A 17,299-nucleotide genomic window follows, 5' to 3' on the forward strand; every position below is an offset into this window, starting at 1 on the left:
ACTTGTTGCTGTCCGGTCTTGAGGCGTAATAAGTCAAGATAACGGCAGCCACCGAACAGGAGATAGATGATGGCGGGTTCAACGGTAAGTGGTATCGGTTCGAACATCGATACGCAAGCGATCGTGACATCCTTGGTTAACGCCGAAAAGGTGCCCAAGCAAACGCAGATCAATACCGCGTCTCAGAAGGCGACCACCACGCTGTCTTCGATCGGCAAGATTCAGGCGGCGCTGGATGCGTTTCGTGGTGCGCTGGACACCATGACAACGAGTTCGAGCTTTACGGGGTTGAGCGGCTCGTCCTCGGATGAAAAGGTCGCCACCATGACTGCCAGCAATACTGCCTCCAACGGTAGTTTCCGCCTGATCGTCAATCAGTTGGCTCAAGCGTCCAAGTTGTCGAGCAAGAACTTTGCTGGCGGCACGTCGACGGTGGTGAATGCCACCGACAAACCAACCACCCTGACCATCTCGCAGTCGGGCAAAGCTTATGATGTCAACATTCCTGTCGGTGCAACCTTGCAGCAGGTGCGTGACTCGATCAACACTCAATTCGGCACTTCGGGATTGAGTGCGAACATCCAGACCGACTCCAATGGTTCGCGGCTGATTCTGACCTCGACGACCATGGGTACGGGGTCGGATCTGAAGCTTTCAGGTAATTCGGGGTTGGATGTCGGCGCTACAGTAGTTGATGAGCCCAAGGATGCGCTTTACAGCATCGACGGTGTTGCTTCGGTCTCCAAGACCAATAGCATCGAAGGCGCATTGAGCGGCGTGAATATCAAGCTGGTATCGGTGTCGGCGCTCAAGACGGCGGGTGACACAGCTAAGGATCCGGATAGAACCGCCACGCTGATCACTGTAAGCACCAACAACGCGGCACTCAAATCAGGGGTCAAGGGTTTTGTAGATACTTACAATGCGCTGATTACTGCGATGAACGCCGAGACTAAGGTCACTACCAACCTGGATGGCAGCACCACGGCGGCAAGCCTCACCGGTGACTCCACCATGCGCTCGTTGCAGGCGGCAATTCGTAACGAGTTCAACCAGCTGTCGGGAACAGGCAAGTTCAAGTCCCTGGCTCAATTTGGTGTCACCACCAGTTCCAGCAACGGTTTGTTGGCCCTGGACGACAAAAAGTGGGACGCGGCGGTAAAAACCAACGCAGCCGATATCAACAGTATGTTCAGCGGCCCTGACGGCATGCTGGCGCGCATGAAAAGCGCTACGGATGATTACGCCAAGTCTACGACGGGCATCCTGGCGACACGCTCCACGTCTTTGTCCGACACACTCAAAGACCTGACCAAGCAGCAGTCGTCCCTGGACGAGCGCATGACCCTGCTCACCAGCAGCCTGTCGGCCAAATACAACGCCATGGACACCCTGGTCGCCCAATTGCGCCAGCAAAGCACCAGCGTCATGACCACGCTCAACGCATTGAACAACGTCAAGACCAATAGTTGATGCCTGCGCATGAAAAAGGCCAGGCAATCTGCCTGGCCTTTTTTTATCGCGGGACAACTGGCCCTAAAGCTTTTTGCGAACCCGTCGACATATTGGTTACTAGAATCCTTTTCGCTGTCGCCCGTCACGAGGTAGAAACATGAATCCCATGAGAGCCCTTCGCCAATACCAGAAGGTCAATTCCCATGCTCAGATCTCCGAAGCCAGCCCTCATCGCCTGGTGCAGATGCTGATGGAAGGCGGGCTCGACCGCATGGCCCAGGCCAAGGGCGCGCTGGCGCGTGGCGACATCGCCCAGAAGGGGCTGATGCTCGGCAAGGCCATCGATATCGTGATCGGCCTGCGTGACGGCCTGAACGCTGAAAAGAGTGATAACCCGGCTTACGTTCAGCAGTTGGAAAGTCTGTATGCGTACATGACCAACCGTCTGATGGAAGCCAACCTGCATAACGACGCTGACATGATCGACGAAGTTGCTCGTTTGATGATTACCGTTAAAGAAGGCTGGGATGCGATTGGCGCGCCACAGGCTGCAGCAGAATAAGGCCTGGGTGCCTTGAGGAACACGTCATGAGCCAAGCACTGCAACGCATTGATGAAACCCGTGAGGCGCTGATGGGCGCGCTGGCAGACCGTAACTGGGACGCCATTGGCGAGCTGGATATGGGCTGTCGCGACGTGATCGAGCAGGTGCTCAGCGAAGCACCGGTGGATGAGGATGCGTTGCGTGAAAAGCTTGAGAGTCTGTTGGCGGTATACCAGCAATTGCTTGAGGTGACGACCGGCGAACGCCAGGCGATTTTCGAAGAGATGTCGCAGATCAACCAAGCGAAAAATGCGTCAAAGGTTTACCATCTGTTCGGCTGAACAGTCGAAGTTAATCCTACCGGCGCGTCATAAATTTGACCGTGCCAGCATTTTTGACTTAACTAGTGCTGTTTTCAGATTTCAGACGTCTATAAGGTAAGAAGTCTTACAGGCGCCTCGATTGCCCTCAATCTCGGGGCAGGAAGTTTTACTAGGGAAGTTGCTATTGCATGTGGCGTGAAACCAAAATTCTGCTAATCGATGACGATAGCGTCCGCCGCCGCGACCTGGCGGTGATTTTGAATTTTCTTGGCGAAGAAAATCTGCCCTGCGGTAGCCATGACTGGCAGCAGGCGGCCAGCTCATTGTCATCGAGCCGTGATGTCATTTGTGTGCTGATCGGGACAGTAAACGCTCCAGGCGCTGTTTTGGGCTTGTTAAAGACACTGTCTACGTGGGATGAGTTCCTTCCCGTCCTGCTGATTGGTGATATTTCTTCTGTCGAGCTGCCGGAAGACCAGCGCCGCCGCGTGCTTTCCAGCCTGGAAATGCCTCCCAGCTACAGCAAATTGCTTGATTCCCTGCACCGTGCCCAGGTCTATCGCGAGATGTACGACCAGGCCCGCGAGCGCGGTCGCCACCGCGAACCTAATCTATTCCGCAGCCTTGTCGGCACCAGCCGCGCCATCCAGCACGTGCGCCAGATGATGCAGCAAGTGGCCGATACTGACGCCAGCGTGCTGATCCTCGGCGAGTCGGGCACTGGCAAAGAAGTGGTCGCGCGTAACCTGCATTACCACTCCAAGCGCCGCGACGGGCCATTTGTGCCGGTCAACTGCGGGGCGATCCCTGCAGAGCTGCTCGAAAGCGAACTGTTCGGCCATGAGAAGGGCGCCTTTACCGGGGCGATCACCAGCCGTGCCGGGCGTTTCGAGCTGGCCAACGGCGGCACCCTGTTCCTTGACGAAATCGGCGACATGCCGCTGCCGATGCAGGTCAAGCTGTTGCGCGTATTGCAGGAGCGCACCTTCGAGCGCGTGGGCAGCAACAAGACCCAGAGCGTCGACGTACGCATCATCGCCGCTACCCACAAGAACCTCGAAAGCATGATCGAGGTGGGCAGCTTCCGTGAAGACTTGTACTACCGCCTAAACGTTTTCCCAATCGAGATGGCCCCGCTGCGTGAGCGCGTGGAAGACATCCCGCTGCTGATGAATGAACTGATCTCGCGCATGGAACACGAAAAGCGCGGCTCGATTCGCTTCAACTCCGCTGCGATCATGTCCCTGTGCCGCCATGGCTGGCCGGGCAACGTCCGTGAGCTGGCCAACCTGGTCGAGCGCATGGCGATCATGCACCCCTACGGTGTGATCGGCGTGGTCGAGCTGCCGAAGAAATTCCGCTACGTCGACGACGAAGACGAGCAGATGGTCGACAGCCTGCGCAGTGACATGGAAGAGCGGGTCGCCATCAACGGCCATACCTCGGACTTCGGTTCTACCGCCATGCTGCCGCCGGAAGGTCTCGACCTCAAAGACTACCTCGGCAACCTGGAGCAAGGCTTGATCCAACAGGCCCTGGACGACGCCAACGGCATCGTCGCCCGGGCCGCCGAACGCCTGCGCATTCGCCGAACCACCCTGGTGGAGAAGATGCGCAAGTACGGTATGAGCCGCCGAGAAGGTGATGAACAGGCAGATGATTGACGCCTGTTTTTCAAGCCGCTGATTAATCAGCGGTTTTTTTTCGGCACAAGTATTGCTACAGCCCTCGCAACGTTCCGTTTAACTGACGGTCAGCCAAGCGAGAGAGCATGATGCCCCACGCCGCCCAACTATCTTCGGCCCCTGCCATCCAGGGACTGATTGCGCCTGTAGAACCGCAGACCCGCCAGGGTCTTGAACAAGCGTTCTCGCAGTTCAACCAGATGTCGAGCCAACTGACTGATTCCTACAGCCTGCTGGAGGCCCGGGTCTGCGAGCTGAAAGGCGAACTGGCGGTGGTTAGCGCCCAGCGCATGCAAGAGCTGGCCGAGAAAGAGCGCTTGGCCAACCGTCTGCAGAACCTGCTGTCGCTGCTGCCCGGTGGCGTTATCGTCATTGACGAAGAGGGCCGCGTGCGCGAAGCCAATCCGGCAGCCTGCGACATGCTCGGCCTGCCGCTGGAAGGCGAGCTGTGGCGCCACGTCATTACCCGCTGCTTTGCGCCGCGCGAGGATGATGGTCACGAAATCTCCCTTAAAGACGGGCGCCGCCTGTCCATCGCTACCCGTTCCCTGGACGCAGAGCCGGGGCAATTGGTGCTGCTCAACGACCTGACCGAAACCCGTCACCTGCAAGACCAGTTGGCGCGCCACGAGCGTTTGTCCTCGTTGGGCCGAATGGTCGCTTCTTTGGCGCATCAAATCCGTACGCCGTTGTCGGCGGCCTTGATTTACGCCAGTCATTTGACTGATGAACAATTGCCCGCTGCCACGCAGCAGCGTTTTGCTGGCCGTCTCAAAGAGCGCCTGCACGAACTGGAGCATCAGGTACGCGACATGTTGGTGTTTGCCCGCGGCGAATTGCCGCTGACCGACCGCGTGACACCTGCCCAATTGATGCAGGCCCTGCAAGCGGCGGCGGTCACCCATATTCAAGACACTCAGGTGCGTTGGCAGTGCGACAGCCACCTTGGCGAGTTGCTGTGCAATCGCGACACCCTGGTGGGCGCGCTGCTCAACCTGATCGAAAACGCTATCCAGGCCAGCGGCCCGGGCGCACGGCTCAAGGTGCACCTGTACAACCGCGAGCAAACCCTGCGCCTGTGCATCAGCGACAGCGGTGCCGGCATCGATCCTGTGGTGCTTAAGCGCCTTGGCGAACCCTTTTTCACCACCAAGACCAATGGAACCGGCCTCGGCCTGACCGTGGTCAAGGCTGTGGCGCGTGCCCATCAGGGAGAATTGCAGCTGCATTCCCGACTGGGGCGTGGCACGTGTGCATTGATGAGCTTGCCGCTGTTTTCATGCGCGGCAAGCGCGGAGTAAAAAGTAATGGCTATCAAGGTTCTGTTGGTGGAAGACGATCGCGCCCTGCGTGAAGCATTGGCGGACACGCTGCTGTTGGCGGGTCATGACTACCGGGCGGTCGGTTCTGCCGAGGACGCCTTGGACGCGGTGGAGCAGGAAACCTTCAGCCTGGTGGTCAGTGACGTGAACATGCCCGGCATGGACGGCCACCAGTTACTGGCCTTGCTGCGCGCGCGCCAACCGCAACTGCCGGTGTTGCTGATGACTGCTCACGGCGCGGTGGAGCGTGCGGTGGACGCCATGCGCCAAGGCGCGGCGGATTACCTGGTCAAGCCGTTCGAGCCCAAGGCGCTGATCGAACTGGTGGCGCGGCACGCCCTGGGTGTTATCCCTGCCAACGAAGGCGAAGGCCCGATTGCCTTCGAACCGGCCAGTGCGCAACTGCTTGAACTGGCGGCCCGGGTGGCGCGCAGTGATTCCACGGTGCTGATCTCCGGCGAGTCCGGTACCGGTAAAGAGGTGCTGGCACGTTACATCCACCAGCAATCCACTCGCGCCAAACAACCGTTCATCGCCATCAATTGCGCGGCGATCCCCGACAACATGCTTGAAGCCACCTTGTTCGGTCATGAAAAAGGCTCGTTCACTGGCGCCATCGCGGCCCAGGCCGGCAAGTTCGAACAGGCCGATGGCGGCACCATTCTGCTGGATGAAATCTCGGAAATGCCTCTGGGCCTGCAAGCCAAGCTGCTGCGGGTGCTGCAAGAGCGCGAAGTGGAGCGCGTCGGTGCGCGTAAACCGATCCAGTTGGATATCCGTGTGGTCGCCACCACCAACCGCGACCTTGCTGGCGAAGTGGCGGCGGGGCGCTTCCGCGAAGACCTGTTCTACCGGCTATCAGTATTCCCCCTGGCCTGGCGCCCGCTGCGTGAGCGTCCGGCGGACATCATTCCGCTGGCCGAGCGGTTGCTGAACAACCACGTCAAAAAAATGAAGCACGCCCAGGCGCGGCTCTCGGCCGAGGCGCAAGCGTGTCTCATCAGCTATCCCTGGCCGGGCAACGTGCGCGAGTTGGATAACGCCATCCAGCGCGCGCTGATTCTGCAACAGGGTGGCTTGATCCAGCCCCAGGATTTCTGCCTGGCCATGGGCAGTGGTGCGGCCCCATTGCCTACCTTGGCGCCCACGCCGGTGGTTGCAGAGGCTGAGTCTGCCGGTGCCCTGGGGGACGACCTGCGTCGCCGCGAATTCCAGATGATCATCGACACCCTGCGCGCCGAGCGCGGCCGTCGCAAAGAGGCCGCCGAGCGTCTGGGCATCAGTCCGCGCACCCTGCGCTACAAGCTGGCGCAGATGCGCGACGCCGGGATGGACGTCGAGGCGTATCTGTTCGCCACATAACCGGTAACAACGTCGATAAGGTTTGTCGCCTTTTCTTACGAGTTGATACAGAGCTGGCACCCTTGTTGCTACCTCCCCTAGTAATCGCTGCGTAGTGTCAAAAATTTGCGGGTTGGAGAGAGAAGTTCATGAGCCAGGGTATTGAGTTCAATCGGTTGATGTTGGATATGCGCTCCATGCAAATGGATGCCATGGCTCAACCGAAATCCGTCGCGCCAGCGCCGGAATTGGGCCAAAGCAGCTTCGCCGACATGCTCGGCCAGGCCATCAACAAAGTCAGTGACACCCAGCAAGCTTCCAGCCAGTTGGCCACCGCGTTCGAGATCGGCAAAAGCGGCGTGGACCTCACCGATGTGATGGTCGCCTCGCAAAAGGCCAGCGTCTCCTTTCAGGCTCTGACCCAAGTGCGTAACAAGTTGGTTCAGGCCTATCAAGACATCATGCAGATGCCGGTTTAAGGGCGAGATTTAAGTCATGGCAGAAGCAGTCTCCGACAACGTACCCGCCAAGGCAGACGGCAAGCCGCCGCTGTTTGGCCTGTCGTTCCTGGAAAACCTCTCGGAAATGACCATGTTGCGTCAGGTGGGCCTGATGGTCGGCCTGGCTGCCAGCGTGGCGATTGGTTTCGCCGTGGTGTTGTGGTCGCAACAACCCGATTACCGTCCGCTTTACGGCAGCCTGGCGGGCATGGATTCCAAGCAGATCATGGAAACCCTCGCCGCCGCCGACATCGCCTACACCGTAGAGCCTAACTCTGGCGCGCTGCTGGTTAAGGCCGATGACGTGGCCCGTGCGCGCATGAAGCTTGCCGCTGCCGGCGTAACGCCGTCCGACAGCAATATCGGTTTTGAAATCCTCGACAAGGACCAGGGCCTCGGGACCAGCCAGTTCATGGAAGCCACGCGCTACCGTCGTGGCCTGGAAGGCGAGCTGGCCCGCACCATCTCCAGCTTGAACAACGTCAAGGGCGCCCGTGTGCACTTGGCCATTCCGAAAAGCTCGGTATTTGTGCGCGACGAGCGCAAGCCAAGTGCCTCGGTACTGGTGGAACTGTTTTCCGGCCGTTCGCTGGAGCCTGGCCAGGTTCTGGCGATCATCAACCTGGTGGCCACCAGCGTTCCCGAACTGAGCAAGTCGCAAATCACCGTTGTCGACCAGAAGGGCAACCTGCTGTCCGACATGGCGGAAAACTCCGCCCTGACCCAGGCCGGCAAGCAATTTGACTACAGCCGCCGTATGGAAAGCATGCTCACCCAGCGTGTGCACAACATCCTGCAACCGGTGCTGGGCAACGACCGCTACAAGGCTGAGGTGTCCGCCGACGTGGACTTCAGTGCCGTCGAGTCGACCTCCGAGCAGTTCAACCCGGACCAGCCAGCGCTGCGCAGCGAACAGTCCACCAGCGAACAACGCACCGCCAGCAATGGTCCGCAAGGTGTGCCGGGTGCCCTGAGCAACCAGCCACCAGCCCCGGCTTCGGCCCCGCAAACCACCGGTGGCGCTGCTGCCACCGCTGGCGCGATCCAGCCCGGCCAGCCATTGTTGGACGCCAACGGCCAGCAGATCATGGACCCGGCCACCGGCCAACCGATGCTCGCCCCGTACCCGGCGGACAAGCGTAACCAGTCCACCAAGAACTTCGAACTCGATCGCTCCATCAGCCACACCAAGCAGCAGCAGGGTCGCGTCAATCGCCTGTCGGTGTCGGTGGTGGTCGATGACCAGGTCAAGGTCAATGCGGCGGATGGCGCCGTTACCCGTGCGCCGTGGAGCGCCGACGAATTGGCGCGCTTCACTCGCCTCGTGCAGGACGCCGTCGGCTTTGACGCCAGTCGTGGTGACAGCGTCAGCGTGATCAACATGCCGTTCTCCGCCGAGCGCGGTGAAGTCATCGCCGAAGCGGCGTTCTACACCCAGCCGTGGTTCTGGGACATCGTCAAGCAAGTGCTGGGTGTGTTGTTCATCCTGGTGCTGGTGTTCGGTGTGCTGCGTCCGGTGCTCAACAACATCACCGGCAACGGCAAGAACAAACAGCTGGCGGCGTTTGGCGGCAGTGACGTCGAGTTGGGTGGCATGGGCGGCCTGGACGGCGAACTGGCCAACGACCGCGTCAGCCTCGGCGGCCCGCAAAGCATCCTGTTGCCAAGCCCGAGCGAAGGTTACGACGCTCAGTTGAACGCAATCAAAAGTCTGGTAGCAGAAGACCCGGGCCGTGTGGCCCAGGTCGTGAAAGAGTGGATTAACGCAGATGAGTGATCGAGCCGCTGTTGCCAAGCTCACCAAGGTCGACAAAGCCGCAGTCCTGCTGCTGTCGCTCGGTGAAACCGATGCCGCCCAAGTGCTGCGCCACATGGGGCCCAAAGAGGTCCAGCGTGTGGGCGTGGCCATGGCGCAGATGCGCAATGTGCACCGTGAGCAAGTCGAGCAGGTGATGAGCGAGTTCGTCGAGATCGTCGGCGACCAGACCAGCCTGGGCGTCGGCTCCGACAGCTACATCCGCAAGATGCTCACCTCGGCCCTGGGCGAAGACAAGGCCAACGGCCTGATCGACCGCATTCTGTTGGGTGGCAACACCAGTGGTCTGGACAGCCTCAAGTGGATGGAACCGCGCGCCGTCGCCGACGTGATCCGCTTTGAACACCCGCAGATCCAGGCCATCGTGGTGGCGTACCTCGATCCGGACCAGGCCGGTGAAGTGCTCGGCCATTTCGACCATAAAGTGCGCCTGGACATCATCCTGCGCGTCTCGTCGCTGAACACCGTGCAGCCGGCGGCCCTGAAAGAATTGAACACCATCCTGGAGAAGCAGTTCTCCGGCAACTCGAATGCCTCGCGGACCACCTTGGGTGGTATCAAGCGTGCGGCAGACATCATGAACTTCCTCGACAGCTCGGTCGAAGGCCAGTTGATGGACTCGATCCGCGAGATCGACGACACCCTGTCCGGCCAGATCGAAGACCTCATGTTCGTGTTCAACAACCTCTCCGATGTCGACGATCGTGGCATCCAGGCGTTGCTGCGCGAAGTGTCCTCCGACGTGCTGGTGCTTGCCCTCAAAGGCTCGGACGAAGGCGTCAAAGAGAAGATCTTCAAGAACATGTCCAAGCGTGCTTCCGAACTGTTGCGCGACGACCTGGAAGCCAAAGGCCCGGTGCGCGTCAGCGACGTAGAAACCGCGCAGAAAGAAATCCTCACCATTGCCCGCCGTATGGCCGAAGCCGGAGAAATCGTTCTCGGTGGGAAGGGCGGCGAAGAAATGATCTAAGGCGCCCCTGATGTCGAACAAAGATGAGGCGCCCAGCGATCTGATTCGCGCACGGGATGTCGGTGGGTTCGACATCTGGTCGTTGCCCAGCTTCGACCCGCATGTGCCCGAGCCTGAGCCGGAACCCGTTGAAGAAACGCCGGTGGAAATGGAAGAAGTGCCGCTGGAAGAAGTCCAGCCACTGACCCTGGAAGAGTTGGAAAGCATCCGCCAGGAGGCTTACAACGAAGGCTTCGCTGCGGGTGAAAAAGACGGTTTTCGCAGCACCACTCTCAAGGTGCGCCAAGAGGCCGAAGCGGCGCTGAGCGTCAAGCTGGCCAGCCTGGAACGTTTGATGGGTGTGCTGTTCGACCCTATCGCCGAGCAGGATGCGCAGATTGAAAAATCCATGGTCGGCCTGGTGGAGCATATTGCACGCCAGGTGATCCAGCGCGAACTGGTACTCGACTCCAGCCATATCGAAAGCGTGATGCGCGAAGCACTCAAGCTGCTGCCCCTGGGTGTCGGCAATGTGCGGCTGTACATCAACCCGCAGGATTTCGAACAGGTCAAAGCCCTGCGCGAGCGCCATGAAGAAACCTGGCGCATCGTCGAAGACGCAGCGCTGCAGCCCGGTGGTTGCCGGGTCGAGACCGAACACAGCCGCATTGATGCGACGGTGGAAACCCGCATCAGCCAGATCATGGCCAAGCTGCTGGATCAAGTCCACGAGCAGGTGTTGAACCCAGCCGAACCTGACCTCAGCGTCGACCTGGACGCCGCCGATGCGCCTTGATCGCACCAGCTTCGTCAAGCGCCTGAGCGGCTACGTCGAGGCCACTGAATTGCCCGGCCAGCCGATCCTTGAAGGGCGTCTGTTGCGCATGGTCGGCCTGACCCTCGAAGCCGAGGGCCTGCGCGCCGCCATGGGCAGCCGCTGTATGGTGATCAACGATGACAGCTACCATCCGGTGCAGGTCGAAGCGGAAGTGATGGGCTTTTCCGGCAACAAGATCTTCCTGATGCCCGTCGGCAGCCTGGCGGGCATCGCCCCCGGCGCCCGCGTGGTACCGCTGGCCGATACCGGCCGCCTGCCCATGGGCATGAGCATGCTCGGTCGGGTGCTGGACGGCGCCGGTCGTGCGTTGGACGGCAAGGGCGGCATGAAAGCCGAAGACTGGGTGCCGATGGACGGCCCCACCATCAACCCGCTCAACCGCAACCCCATCAGCGTGCCGCTGGATGTGGGCATCCGCAGCATCAACGGTTTATTGACGGTCGGCCGCGGCCAGCGTCTGGGCCTGTTCGCCGGTACCGGTGTGGGTAAGTCGGTGTTGCTCGGCATGATGACGCGCTTTACCGAGGCCGACATCATCGTGGTGGGGCTGATCGGCGAGCGGGGCAGGGAAGTTAAGGAATTCATCGAGCACAGCCTCGGTGAAGAAGGCCTCAAGCGCTCCGTCGTCGTCGCCTCCCCAGCGGATGATGCGCCGCTGATGCGTTTGCGCGCGGCGATGTACTGCACGCGCATCGCCGAATACTTTCGCGACAAGGGCAAGAACGTCCTGTTGCTGATGGACTCGCTCACCCGTTTTGCCCAGGCCCAGCGGGAAATCGCCCTGGCCATCGGCGAACCGCCGGCGACCAAGGGCTACCCACCGTCGGTGTTCGCCAAGTTGCCGAAACTGGTGGAGCGCGCCGGCAATGCCGAGGCCGGTGGCGGCTCGATCACTGCGTTCTATACGGTGTTGTCCGAAGGCGATGACCAGCAGGACCCTATCGCCGACTCGGCGCGGGGCGTGCTCGACGGCCACATTGTGCTGTCGCGCCGTTTGGCCGAAGAAGGCCACTACCCGGCTATCGATATCGAAGCGTCCATCAGCCGGGTCATGCCGGCGGTGGTCACGCCGGAGCATATGGTCCGCGCGCAACAGTTCAAGCAGTTGTGGTCGCGCTATCAACAGAGCCGCGACCTGATCAGCGTTGGCGCCTACGTGGCCGGTGGCGATCGCGACACCGACCTGGCGATCGCGCTGCAACCGCAGTTGGTGACTTACCTGCGCCAAGGCCTCAACGACAAGATCAGCATGGGTGAAAGCGAAGCGCATCTGCATTCCATCTTCGCCCCTGCGCCAGGCGGCTAAGCCATGGCCAACAGCCGCGCCGCGCGCCTGGCCCCCGTGGTGGACATGGCCGAAAAGGCCGAAAAAACCGCCGTACAGCGCCTGGGTTATTTCCAGGGCCAAGTGCGCTTGGCGGAAAGCAAGTTGGGTGACCTGGAACGCTTTCGCGGCGAGTACCAACAGCAATGGATCGAGCGCGGCACCAAGGGCGTTTCGGGTCAGTGGCTGATGGGCTACCAGGGCTTTCTCAACCAGTTGGAAACCGCCGTGGGCCAACAGCGCCAGAGCCTGGCCTGGCACCAGAACAACCTCGATAAGGCCCGCGAAAGTTGGCAAGAGGCGTTTGCCCGGGTCGAAGGTTTGCGCAAGCTGGTGCAGCGCTATATCGATGAAGCGCGGGCGCTGGAAGACAAGCGTGAGCAGAAGTTGCTCGATGAGCTATCACAACGTCTTCCCCGCCAATCACAATTCTGAATGTGCCAGGGGGCTTGCCCCCGGTAGCGATAGATCGGTCACTGAATTTGTTGGCTGACCCACGGCTATCGGGACCAGGCCCTCTTCCGCATTTGACCTGCGGTGTTGCCCGGATCTCATTCGCCTGCTACACCTTGTGTCTATGCCCATGACAAGGAAGCAGTCGCATGTCAATCGAGTCAGAAGTATCCCTGGACGGGAAGAAGTTGACGATCGCTATCAAGGGACGATTTGATTTCGGCAGTCATCAGACGTTTCGTGACGCCTACGAGCGTTACTACAAAGTGCCTGAGCTGTATGTGGTCGATCTGAAAGAAACCACGTACATGGACAGCTCGGCCTTGGGCATGCTCCTGCTGTTGAGGGACCATGCTGGCGGCGAAAAGGCGCAGGTTGAGGTGATCAACACCAACTCCGATGTGCGCAAGATCCTCGCCATCTCCAACTTCGACAAGCTGTTCGACATCAAGTGAGCGCCCAGGCCCCCGCGGTTGAGCCGCTGACGATCCTGATCGCCGATGATAACGCTGCCGATCTTCTGTTGCTGTCGACCATTGTGCGGCGCCAGGGGCATCAGGTGCTCACCGCTACCAACGGCGAGGAAGCCGTCGAAGTCTTTGCCCGCGAACGGCCGCAGCTGGTGCTGATGGATGCCTTGATGCCAGTGATGGATGGCTACGGCGCTGCGCGGTGGATCAAGCAACTGGCGGGGGAAGAATTGGTCCCCATCATTTTCCTCACCTCCCTGCGCGAAAGCGCTGCCCTGGCCGAGTGCCTGGATGCCGGCGGTGATGACTTCCTGCCCAAACCCTATAACCAACTGATCCTGGCGGCCAAGATCAACGCCATGGACCGCCTGCGCCGCCTGCAAGCCACGGTGTTGCAGCAACGCGACATGATTGCCAAGCACCACGACTACCTGCTGCATGAGCAGCGCGTGGCCAAGGCAGTGTTCGATAAGGTCGCCCACTCCGGCTGCATCAATGCCGCACCGAACATCCGCTACCTGCAATCGCCCTATGCGCTGTTCAATGGCGACCTGCTGCTGGCGGCCTACACGCCGTCAGGCGACATGCACGTGCTGCTCGGCGATTTCACCGGCCATGGCTTGCCGGCGGCGGTGGGCGCTATGCCCCTGGCGGAAGTGTTCTACGGCATGACCGCCAAGGGCTATGGCCTGACGCAGATCCTTCGGGAGATGAATGCCAAGCTCAAGCGCATCCTGCCGGTGGACATGTTCTGCTGCGCCACTCTGTTGTGCCTGAGCACCGAGCGGCGCGTGGTGGAGGTGTGGAACGGGGGCATGCCCGACGGTTATGTGCATGACATCGCCAGCGGCAACCGCACCCCGATGCAGTCGCGGCATTTGCCGTTGGGGGTGTTGTCGGCGCAAGCCTTTGATGACCGCACCGAAGTCTGGCCCATGGCGTTGGGCGACCGTGTGTTCTTGCTGTCCGACGGCGTGTTGGATACCGCAGATGCCAACGATCAACTGTTCGGCGCCGAGCGTTTACAGCAGGTCTTTGCGGCCAATCGCGAGCCCAATCGTCTGTTTGAAGACATCGAACAGGCCCTGGCGGCGTTTCGCGGTGAAGCGCGTGACGACGTGAGCATGGTGGAAATCACCCTGCAGCACGGCCAATCCCTGCGCGCCACCGGGCCGTTGTATGCCGACAGCGGCCAATCCTGCCCGCTGGATTGGTCGGTGAGCTTTGAGTTTCGCGCCGAGACCCTCAAGCGCTACAACCCTTTGCCCTATCTGCTGCAACTGCTGCTTGAGATCCACGGCCTGCGCGAGCAGAGCGGGGCGCTCTACAGCGTGATGGCTGAGCTGTATTCCAACGCCCTGGAACATGGTGTGCTGGGGCTGGACTCGCGGCTCAAGCGCAATGCCCAGGGGTTTGCCGAATATTACCGCCAGCGCAATGACCGCCTGGCGAAGTTGAACAGCGGTTACGTGCGGGTGCATGTGCAGGTGGTGCCCACCCACATGGGCGGCAAAATGACGTTGCGCCTGGAAGACAGCGGGCCGGGTTTCGACGTTGAACAGATGCTGGCACGGCCGCTGGACGTCGATCGTCTGTCGGGTCGGGGCCTTAGCCTGGTGCGCCAGTTGAGCAGCGACGTACGCTGGTCTGACGGCGGGCGCAGTGTCTGCGTGGAGTTTTGCTGGGGGGCTCTGGCATAATCCGCCGATTCTTGATCAAGGAGCGAGCAAGTGGCAGAGATTCATATGGACCCGCAGGTGTTGTCGGGTTTGCAGGAGGTTATGGAGGGCGAGTATCCCAAGCTGCTTGATACCTTTCTTGATGACTCCCAGAAACGCATCGAGGCCCTGCACCAGGCGCGGGATGATGCCAAGGCGTTGGGACGGATTGCGCATAGTTTCAAGGGGAGCAGTGGGAACCTTGGGGCGCTGCGGTTGGCGCAGTTGTGTCAGTCGCTTGAGGCCAGGTCTTCTGAGCCGGCTTCGGACTTGGGGGAGTTGGTGGATCAGATTGATCGGGAGTTTGCGTTGGTGCGGCCGTTGTATGAGCACGAAAGGCAACGGTTTCAACTTTGATGGGTGACCTGTCCGTTACCGAATAACGGATAGGCCCACCCAAAAAACCGCAATCCAACAAACCTGGCCCAACTCTTGCTCTATCTCCAGATACTGCATCCCCGACCCCCATGCAGTGGAGACCTTTACCTATGCCAGTCGCCCCCAATTCGCTTCTTCAGGCTGCCCCCGCGGCCAAGCCTCAAGCGCCCGCTGCCAACCCCCAGGTAGCGGCTGCGGACCCACGGGACAAGGGCCCTGGCTTCGCTCAAGTGTTCGCCAGCCAAGGCTCGAAACCGTCGGTCAAAACCGACGACAACGCGGCTAAACCCACACGCGACAAGCCTGTCGACGCCAGCGCCAAGCCGGCTGCCGGTACCGACAAGCCTGCCGCCAGTACACCGGCGGTTGCCGATAGCGGCAAGACCTTGCCTGCCAAGCCGTCCGACGACAGCGCCAATAAGGATGACGACGCACCCGCCGATCCAGCACTCGCGCAGCAGCCCCCGACTGATCCCGTCGTCGACCCGGCCATGATTGCCGCTGTCACGCCTGTGGTCTTGCCGGTGGTCGTGCCGGTGGAAACCCCGGAACCCGCCGCTGCCGCCCAGGACGACAAGGCCCTGCCGTTGGTCGCTGTGCCCATCGTGGCGACCGAGGAGGTCAAGCCGGCCTTCGATCCTGAGGCTGATCCCCTGGATGCCATGCCGGCCGTACGCCTGGCGATGGAGCAGGGCGGGCATGTGTCGGCCAGCAGCCAGACGCCGGCCAAAACCGCACCGACGACTACCCAGGACCAGCCAACCGCCGCGCAGAACTTTGCCGCTGGCCTGGCCACAATGGTCGACCAGCAAGCCACCAAAGACAGCACTGACCAAGGCGGTGACAAGGCCTTCAGCGGCTTGATCGAAGACGGCCTCAAAGACCTTAAAAACGCCACCAGCGACACCCGTGTCGATGATTTCGCCAATCGTTTGGCGGCATTGACCCAGGCGGCCACGCCGAAAACGGCCAACGCTTTGCCGCCGGTGACGAATGCGCCACTGGCCATGCACCAGAGCGGTTGGACCGACGAGATCGTCAATCGGGTGATGTACCTGTCCAGCGCCAACCTCAAGTCGGCGGAGATCCAGTTGCAACCGGCTGAACTCGGCCGTCTGGATATCAAGGTCAACATGACCGCCGACCAGCAAGCCCAGGTCAACTTCATGAGCGCCCACCCGGTGGTGCGTGAAGCGCTGGAAAGCCAGTCGGGTCGCCTGCGGGAAATGTTTGCGCAACAGGGTATGGGGCAGGTGGACGTCAACGTGTCCGACCAATCCCGTGGTCAGGAGCAGCAACAGCAGCAGGCCCAGACCAGTGGCGTGAGTCGCAGCGGGCGAGGGGCTGACAGCGGCGACAGTGGCAACCACATTGATGTGGCTGAAGCCGTGGTGCCAGTGAGCTCTACAGTGATCGGCTCCAGCGCCGTCGATTACTACGCCTGACTTGAGCCGCGTACAGATCCAAATTGTGGGAGGGGGCTTGCCCCCGATGAGGGTGTATCAGTCAACCGATGTATGAACTGACACACACTCATCGAGGCAAGCCCCCTCCCACATTTGTTTTGTGGTGTTCGTTCGTCTCTGCCTGCCAGACAACTCTGGCATAACACTTGCTCTTGCCTATCCGTAGATCTATGAATTCCCGAATAGTGACGGATTATTGGCATGGCGAAGAGCGACGACGCAGCAAAAGCACCCGCACCGGCAGGCAAAGGCAAGCTCAAGCTTATCCTGATGATAGTCGTGGGCCTGCTCCTGGCCATCGGGGCCTCGGTGGGCGGCACTTGGTACATCATGCATAGCAGTGCAAGCAAACCGGCACCTGCCGCCGAAACCGCCAGTAACGTCAAGCCACCGGCAATCTTCGAGCCGATGCTTCCGGCCTTTGTCGCCAACTTCAATCAGAACGGTCGCCAACGCTACCTGCAAGTGAGCATCACCTTGCTGGCACGGAATGCGGCGGACCTGGATGCCCTCAAAGTGCATATGCCGGTGATCCGCAACAACCTGGTGATGCTGTTCTCCGGGCAGAGCTTCGACACCTTGGCCACCCCGGTGGGCCAGGAAATGCTGCGCCAGAAGGTCACTGCCAGCGTGCAGGAAGTGGCCCAGAAGGAGCTCGGCAAAGTCGTGGTCGAGCAGGCGCTCTTCACTAACTTCGTATTGCAGTAGGATCACGAC

General features: G+C 60.5%; 17 protein-coding genes. All 17 read left to right on the top strand.

The features are described from left to right. The first annotated feature begins 69 nt into the window (after positions 1-69). The 17 genes from fliD (at position 70) to fliL (ending at position 17,290) form a co-directional block, all read left to right on the top strand. The gene (fliD, locus tag ACVWXD_RS03900) at positions 70-1,473 is read left to right on the top strand and encodes a flagellar filament capping protein FliD (RefSeq protein ID WP_122756993.1); all 1,404 of its coding nucleotides are present in this window, start codon (positions 70-72) and stop codon (positions 1,471-1,473) included. A 139-nt stretch (positions 1,474-1,612) separates the two neighbouring features. Beyond that, positions 1,613-2,017, top strand: coding sequence for a flagellar export chaperone FliS (gene fliS, locus ACVWXD_RS03905; RefSeq protein ID WP_032887870.1), 405 nt, complete (start codon positions 1,613-1,615; stop codon positions 2,015-2,017). 26 nt (positions 2,018-2,043) lie between these two features. Continuing rightward, positions 2,044-2,340 (top strand): flagellar protein FliT, encoded by a 297-nt coding sequence (fliT, locus tag ACVWXD_RS03910; protein ID WP_028617332.1) that lies wholly within the window; start codon positions 2,044-2,046, stop codon positions 2,338-2,340. A 170-nt stretch (positions 2,341-2,510) separates the two neighbouring features. Further along, positions 2,511-3,986 (top strand): sigma-54 dependent transcriptional regulator, encoded by a 1,476-nt coding sequence (locus tag ACVWXD_RS03915; protein WP_457370700.1) that lies wholly within the window; start codon positions 2,511-2,513, stop codon positions 3,984-3,986. Between the two features lie 110 nt (positions 3,987-4,096). After that, a complete protein-coding gene (locus ACVWXD_RS03920) occupies positions 4,097-5,308 on the top strand; it encodes a sensor histidine kinase (RefSeq protein WP_457371574.1) in 1,212 nt (403 codons plus the stop codon). A 6-nt stretch (positions 5,309-5,314) separates the two neighbouring features. Continuing rightward, positions 5,315-6,691, top strand: a complete 1,377-nt coding sequence (locus tag ACVWXD_RS03925; protein WP_122754429.1) for a sigma-54-dependent transcriptional regulator — start codon at positions 5,315-5,317, stop codon at positions 6,689-6,691. Positions 6,692-6,819: 128 nt separating this feature from the next. After that, a complete protein-coding gene (gene fliE, locus ACVWXD_RS03930; RefSeq protein WP_017134937.1) occupies positions 6,820-7,149 on the top strand; it encodes a flagellar hook-basal body complex protein FliE in 330 nt (109 codons plus the stop codon). 16 nt (positions 7,150-7,165) lie between these two features. Next, entirely contained in the window at positions 7,166-8,947 is a 1,782-nt protein-coding gene (fliF, locus tag ACVWXD_RS03935) for a flagellar basal-body MS-ring/collar protein FliF (RefSeq protein WP_032887876.1), read from the top strand. Continuing rightward, the gene (gene fliG / locus ACVWXD_RS03940) at positions 8,940-9,956 is read left to right on the top strand and encodes a flagellar motor switch protein FliG (protein WP_032887877.1); all 1,017 of its coding nucleotides are present in this window, start codon (positions 8,940-8,942) and stop codon (positions 9,954-9,956) included. The genes fliF and fliG overlap by 8 nt, the downstream gene beginning before the upstream one ends. Positions 9,957-9,966: 10 nt before the next feature. Next, positions 9,967-10,731, top strand: coding sequence for a flagellar assembly protein FliH (gene fliH / locus ACVWXD_RS03945; RefSeq protein WP_032887879.1), 765 nt, complete (start codon positions 9,967-9,969; stop codon positions 10,729-10,731). Beyond that, on the top strand, positions 10,721-12,079 hold the full coding sequence (fliI, locus tag ACVWXD_RS03950; RefSeq protein ID WP_032887880.1) for a flagellar protein export ATPase FliI: 1,359 nt from the start codon (positions 10,721-10,723) through the stop codon (positions 12,077-12,079). The genes fliH and fliI overlap by 11 nt, the downstream gene beginning before the upstream one ends. Positions 12,080-12,082: 3 nt before the next feature. Further along, positions 12,083-12,532, top strand: a complete 450-nt coding sequence (gene fliJ / locus ACVWXD_RS03955) for a flagellar export protein FliJ (protein WP_032887882.1) — start codon at positions 12,083-12,085, stop codon at positions 12,530-12,532. Between the two features lie 167 nt (positions 12,533-12,699). After that, positions 12,700-13,005: an STAS domain-containing protein gene (locus tag ACVWXD_RS03960; protein ID WP_260366334.1), complete on the top strand. Its 306-nt coding sequence runs from the start codon at positions 12,700-12,702 to the stop codon at positions 13,003-13,005. Continuing rightward, a complete protein-coding gene (locus ACVWXD_RS03965; protein ID WP_260366335.1) occupies positions 13,002-14,720 on the top strand; it encodes an ATP-binding SpoIIE family protein phosphatase in 1,719 nt (572 codons plus the stop codon). The genes ACVWXD_RS03960 and ACVWXD_RS03965 overlap by 4 nt, the downstream gene beginning before the upstream one ends. A 30-nt stretch (positions 14,721-14,750) precedes the next feature. Next, positions 14,751-15,095: an Hpt domain-containing protein gene (locus ACVWXD_RS03970; protein WP_032887887.1), complete on the top strand. Its 345-nt coding sequence runs from the start codon at positions 14,751-14,753 to the stop codon at positions 15,093-15,095. A gap of 131 nt (positions 15,096-15,226) precedes the next feature. Continuing rightward, positions 15,227-16,561, top strand: coding sequence for a flagellar hook-length control protein FliK (locus ACVWXD_RS03975; RefSeq protein ID WP_457370701.1), 1,335 nt, complete (start codon positions 15,227-15,229; stop codon positions 16,559-16,561). 222 nt (positions 16,562-16,783) lie between these two features. Next, positions 16,784-17,290: a flagellar basal body-associated protein FliL gene (gene fliL, locus ACVWXD_RS03980; RefSeq protein WP_032887891.1), complete on the top strand. Its 507-nt coding sequence runs from the start codon at positions 16,784-16,786 to the stop codon at positions 17,288-17,290. The last annotated feature ends 9 nt before the right edge of the window (positions 17,291-17,299 follow it).

The organism is Pseudomonas sp. TE3911 (assembly GCF_054062775.1).

What these genes read in the sequence shown, in the direction of transcription:
- fliS (WP_032887870.1), top strand. Translation starts at nt 1,613, where the DNA reads ATGAATCCCATGAGAGCCCTTCGCCAATACCAGAAGGTCAATTCCCAT.
- fliH (WP_032887879.1), top strand. Translation starts at nt 9,967, where the DNA reads ATGTCGAACAAAGATGAGGCGCCCAGCGATCTGATTCGCGCACGGGAT.
- ACVWXD_RS03915 (WP_457370700.1), top strand. Translation starts at nt 2,511, where the DNA reads ATGTGGCGTGAAACCAAAATTCTGCTAATCGATGACGATAGCGTCCGC.
- fliJ (WP_032887882.1), top strand. Translation starts at nt 12,083, where the DNA reads ATGGCCAACAGCCGCGCCGCGCGCCTGGCCCCCGTGGTGGACATGGCC.
- fliL (WP_032887891.1), top strand. Translation starts at nt 16,784, where the DNA reads ATGGCGAAGAGCGACGACGCAGCAAAAGCACCCGCACCGGCAGGCAAA.
- fliT (WP_028617332.1), top strand. Translation starts at nt 2,044, where the DNA reads ATGAGCCAAGCACTGCAACGCATTGATGAAACCCGTGAGGCGCTGATG.
- fliI (WP_032887880.1), top strand. Translation starts at nt 10,721, where the DNA reads ATGCGCCTTGATCGCACCAGCTTCGTCAAGCGCCTGAGCGGCTACGTC.
- ACVWXD_RS03920 (WP_457371574.1), top strand. Translation starts at nt 4,097, where the DNA reads ATGCCCCACGCCGCCCAACTATCTTCGGCCCCTGCCATCCAGGGACTG.
- ACVWXD_RS03925 (WP_122754429.1), top strand. Translation starts at nt 5,315, where the DNA reads ATGGCTATCAAGGTTCTGTTGGTGGAAGACGATCGCGCCCTGCGTGAA.
- ACVWXD_RS03975 (WP_457370701.1), top strand. Translation starts at nt 15,227, where the DNA reads ATGCCAGTCGCCCCCAATTCGCTTCTTCAGGCTGCCCCCGCGGCCAAG.
- fliD (WP_122756993.1), top strand. Translation starts at nt 70, where the DNA reads ATGGCGGGTTCAACGGTAAGTGGTATCGGTTCGAACATCGATACGCAA.
- ACVWXD_RS03960 (WP_260366334.1), top strand. Translation starts at nt 12,700, where the DNA reads ATGTCAATCGAGTCAGAAGTATCCCTGGACGGGAAGAAGTTGACGATC.
- fliG (WP_032887877.1), top strand. Translation starts at nt 8,940, where the DNA reads ATGAGTGATCGAGCCGCTGTTGCCAAGCTCACCAAGGTCGACAAAGCC.
- fliE (WP_017134937.1), top strand. Translation starts at nt 6,820, where the DNA reads ATGAGCCAGGGTATTGAGTTCAATCGGTTGATGTTGGATATGCGCTCC.
- fliF (WP_032887876.1), top strand. Translation starts at nt 7,166, where the DNA reads ATGGCAGAAGCAGTCTCCGACAACGTACCCGCCAAGGCAGACGGCAAG.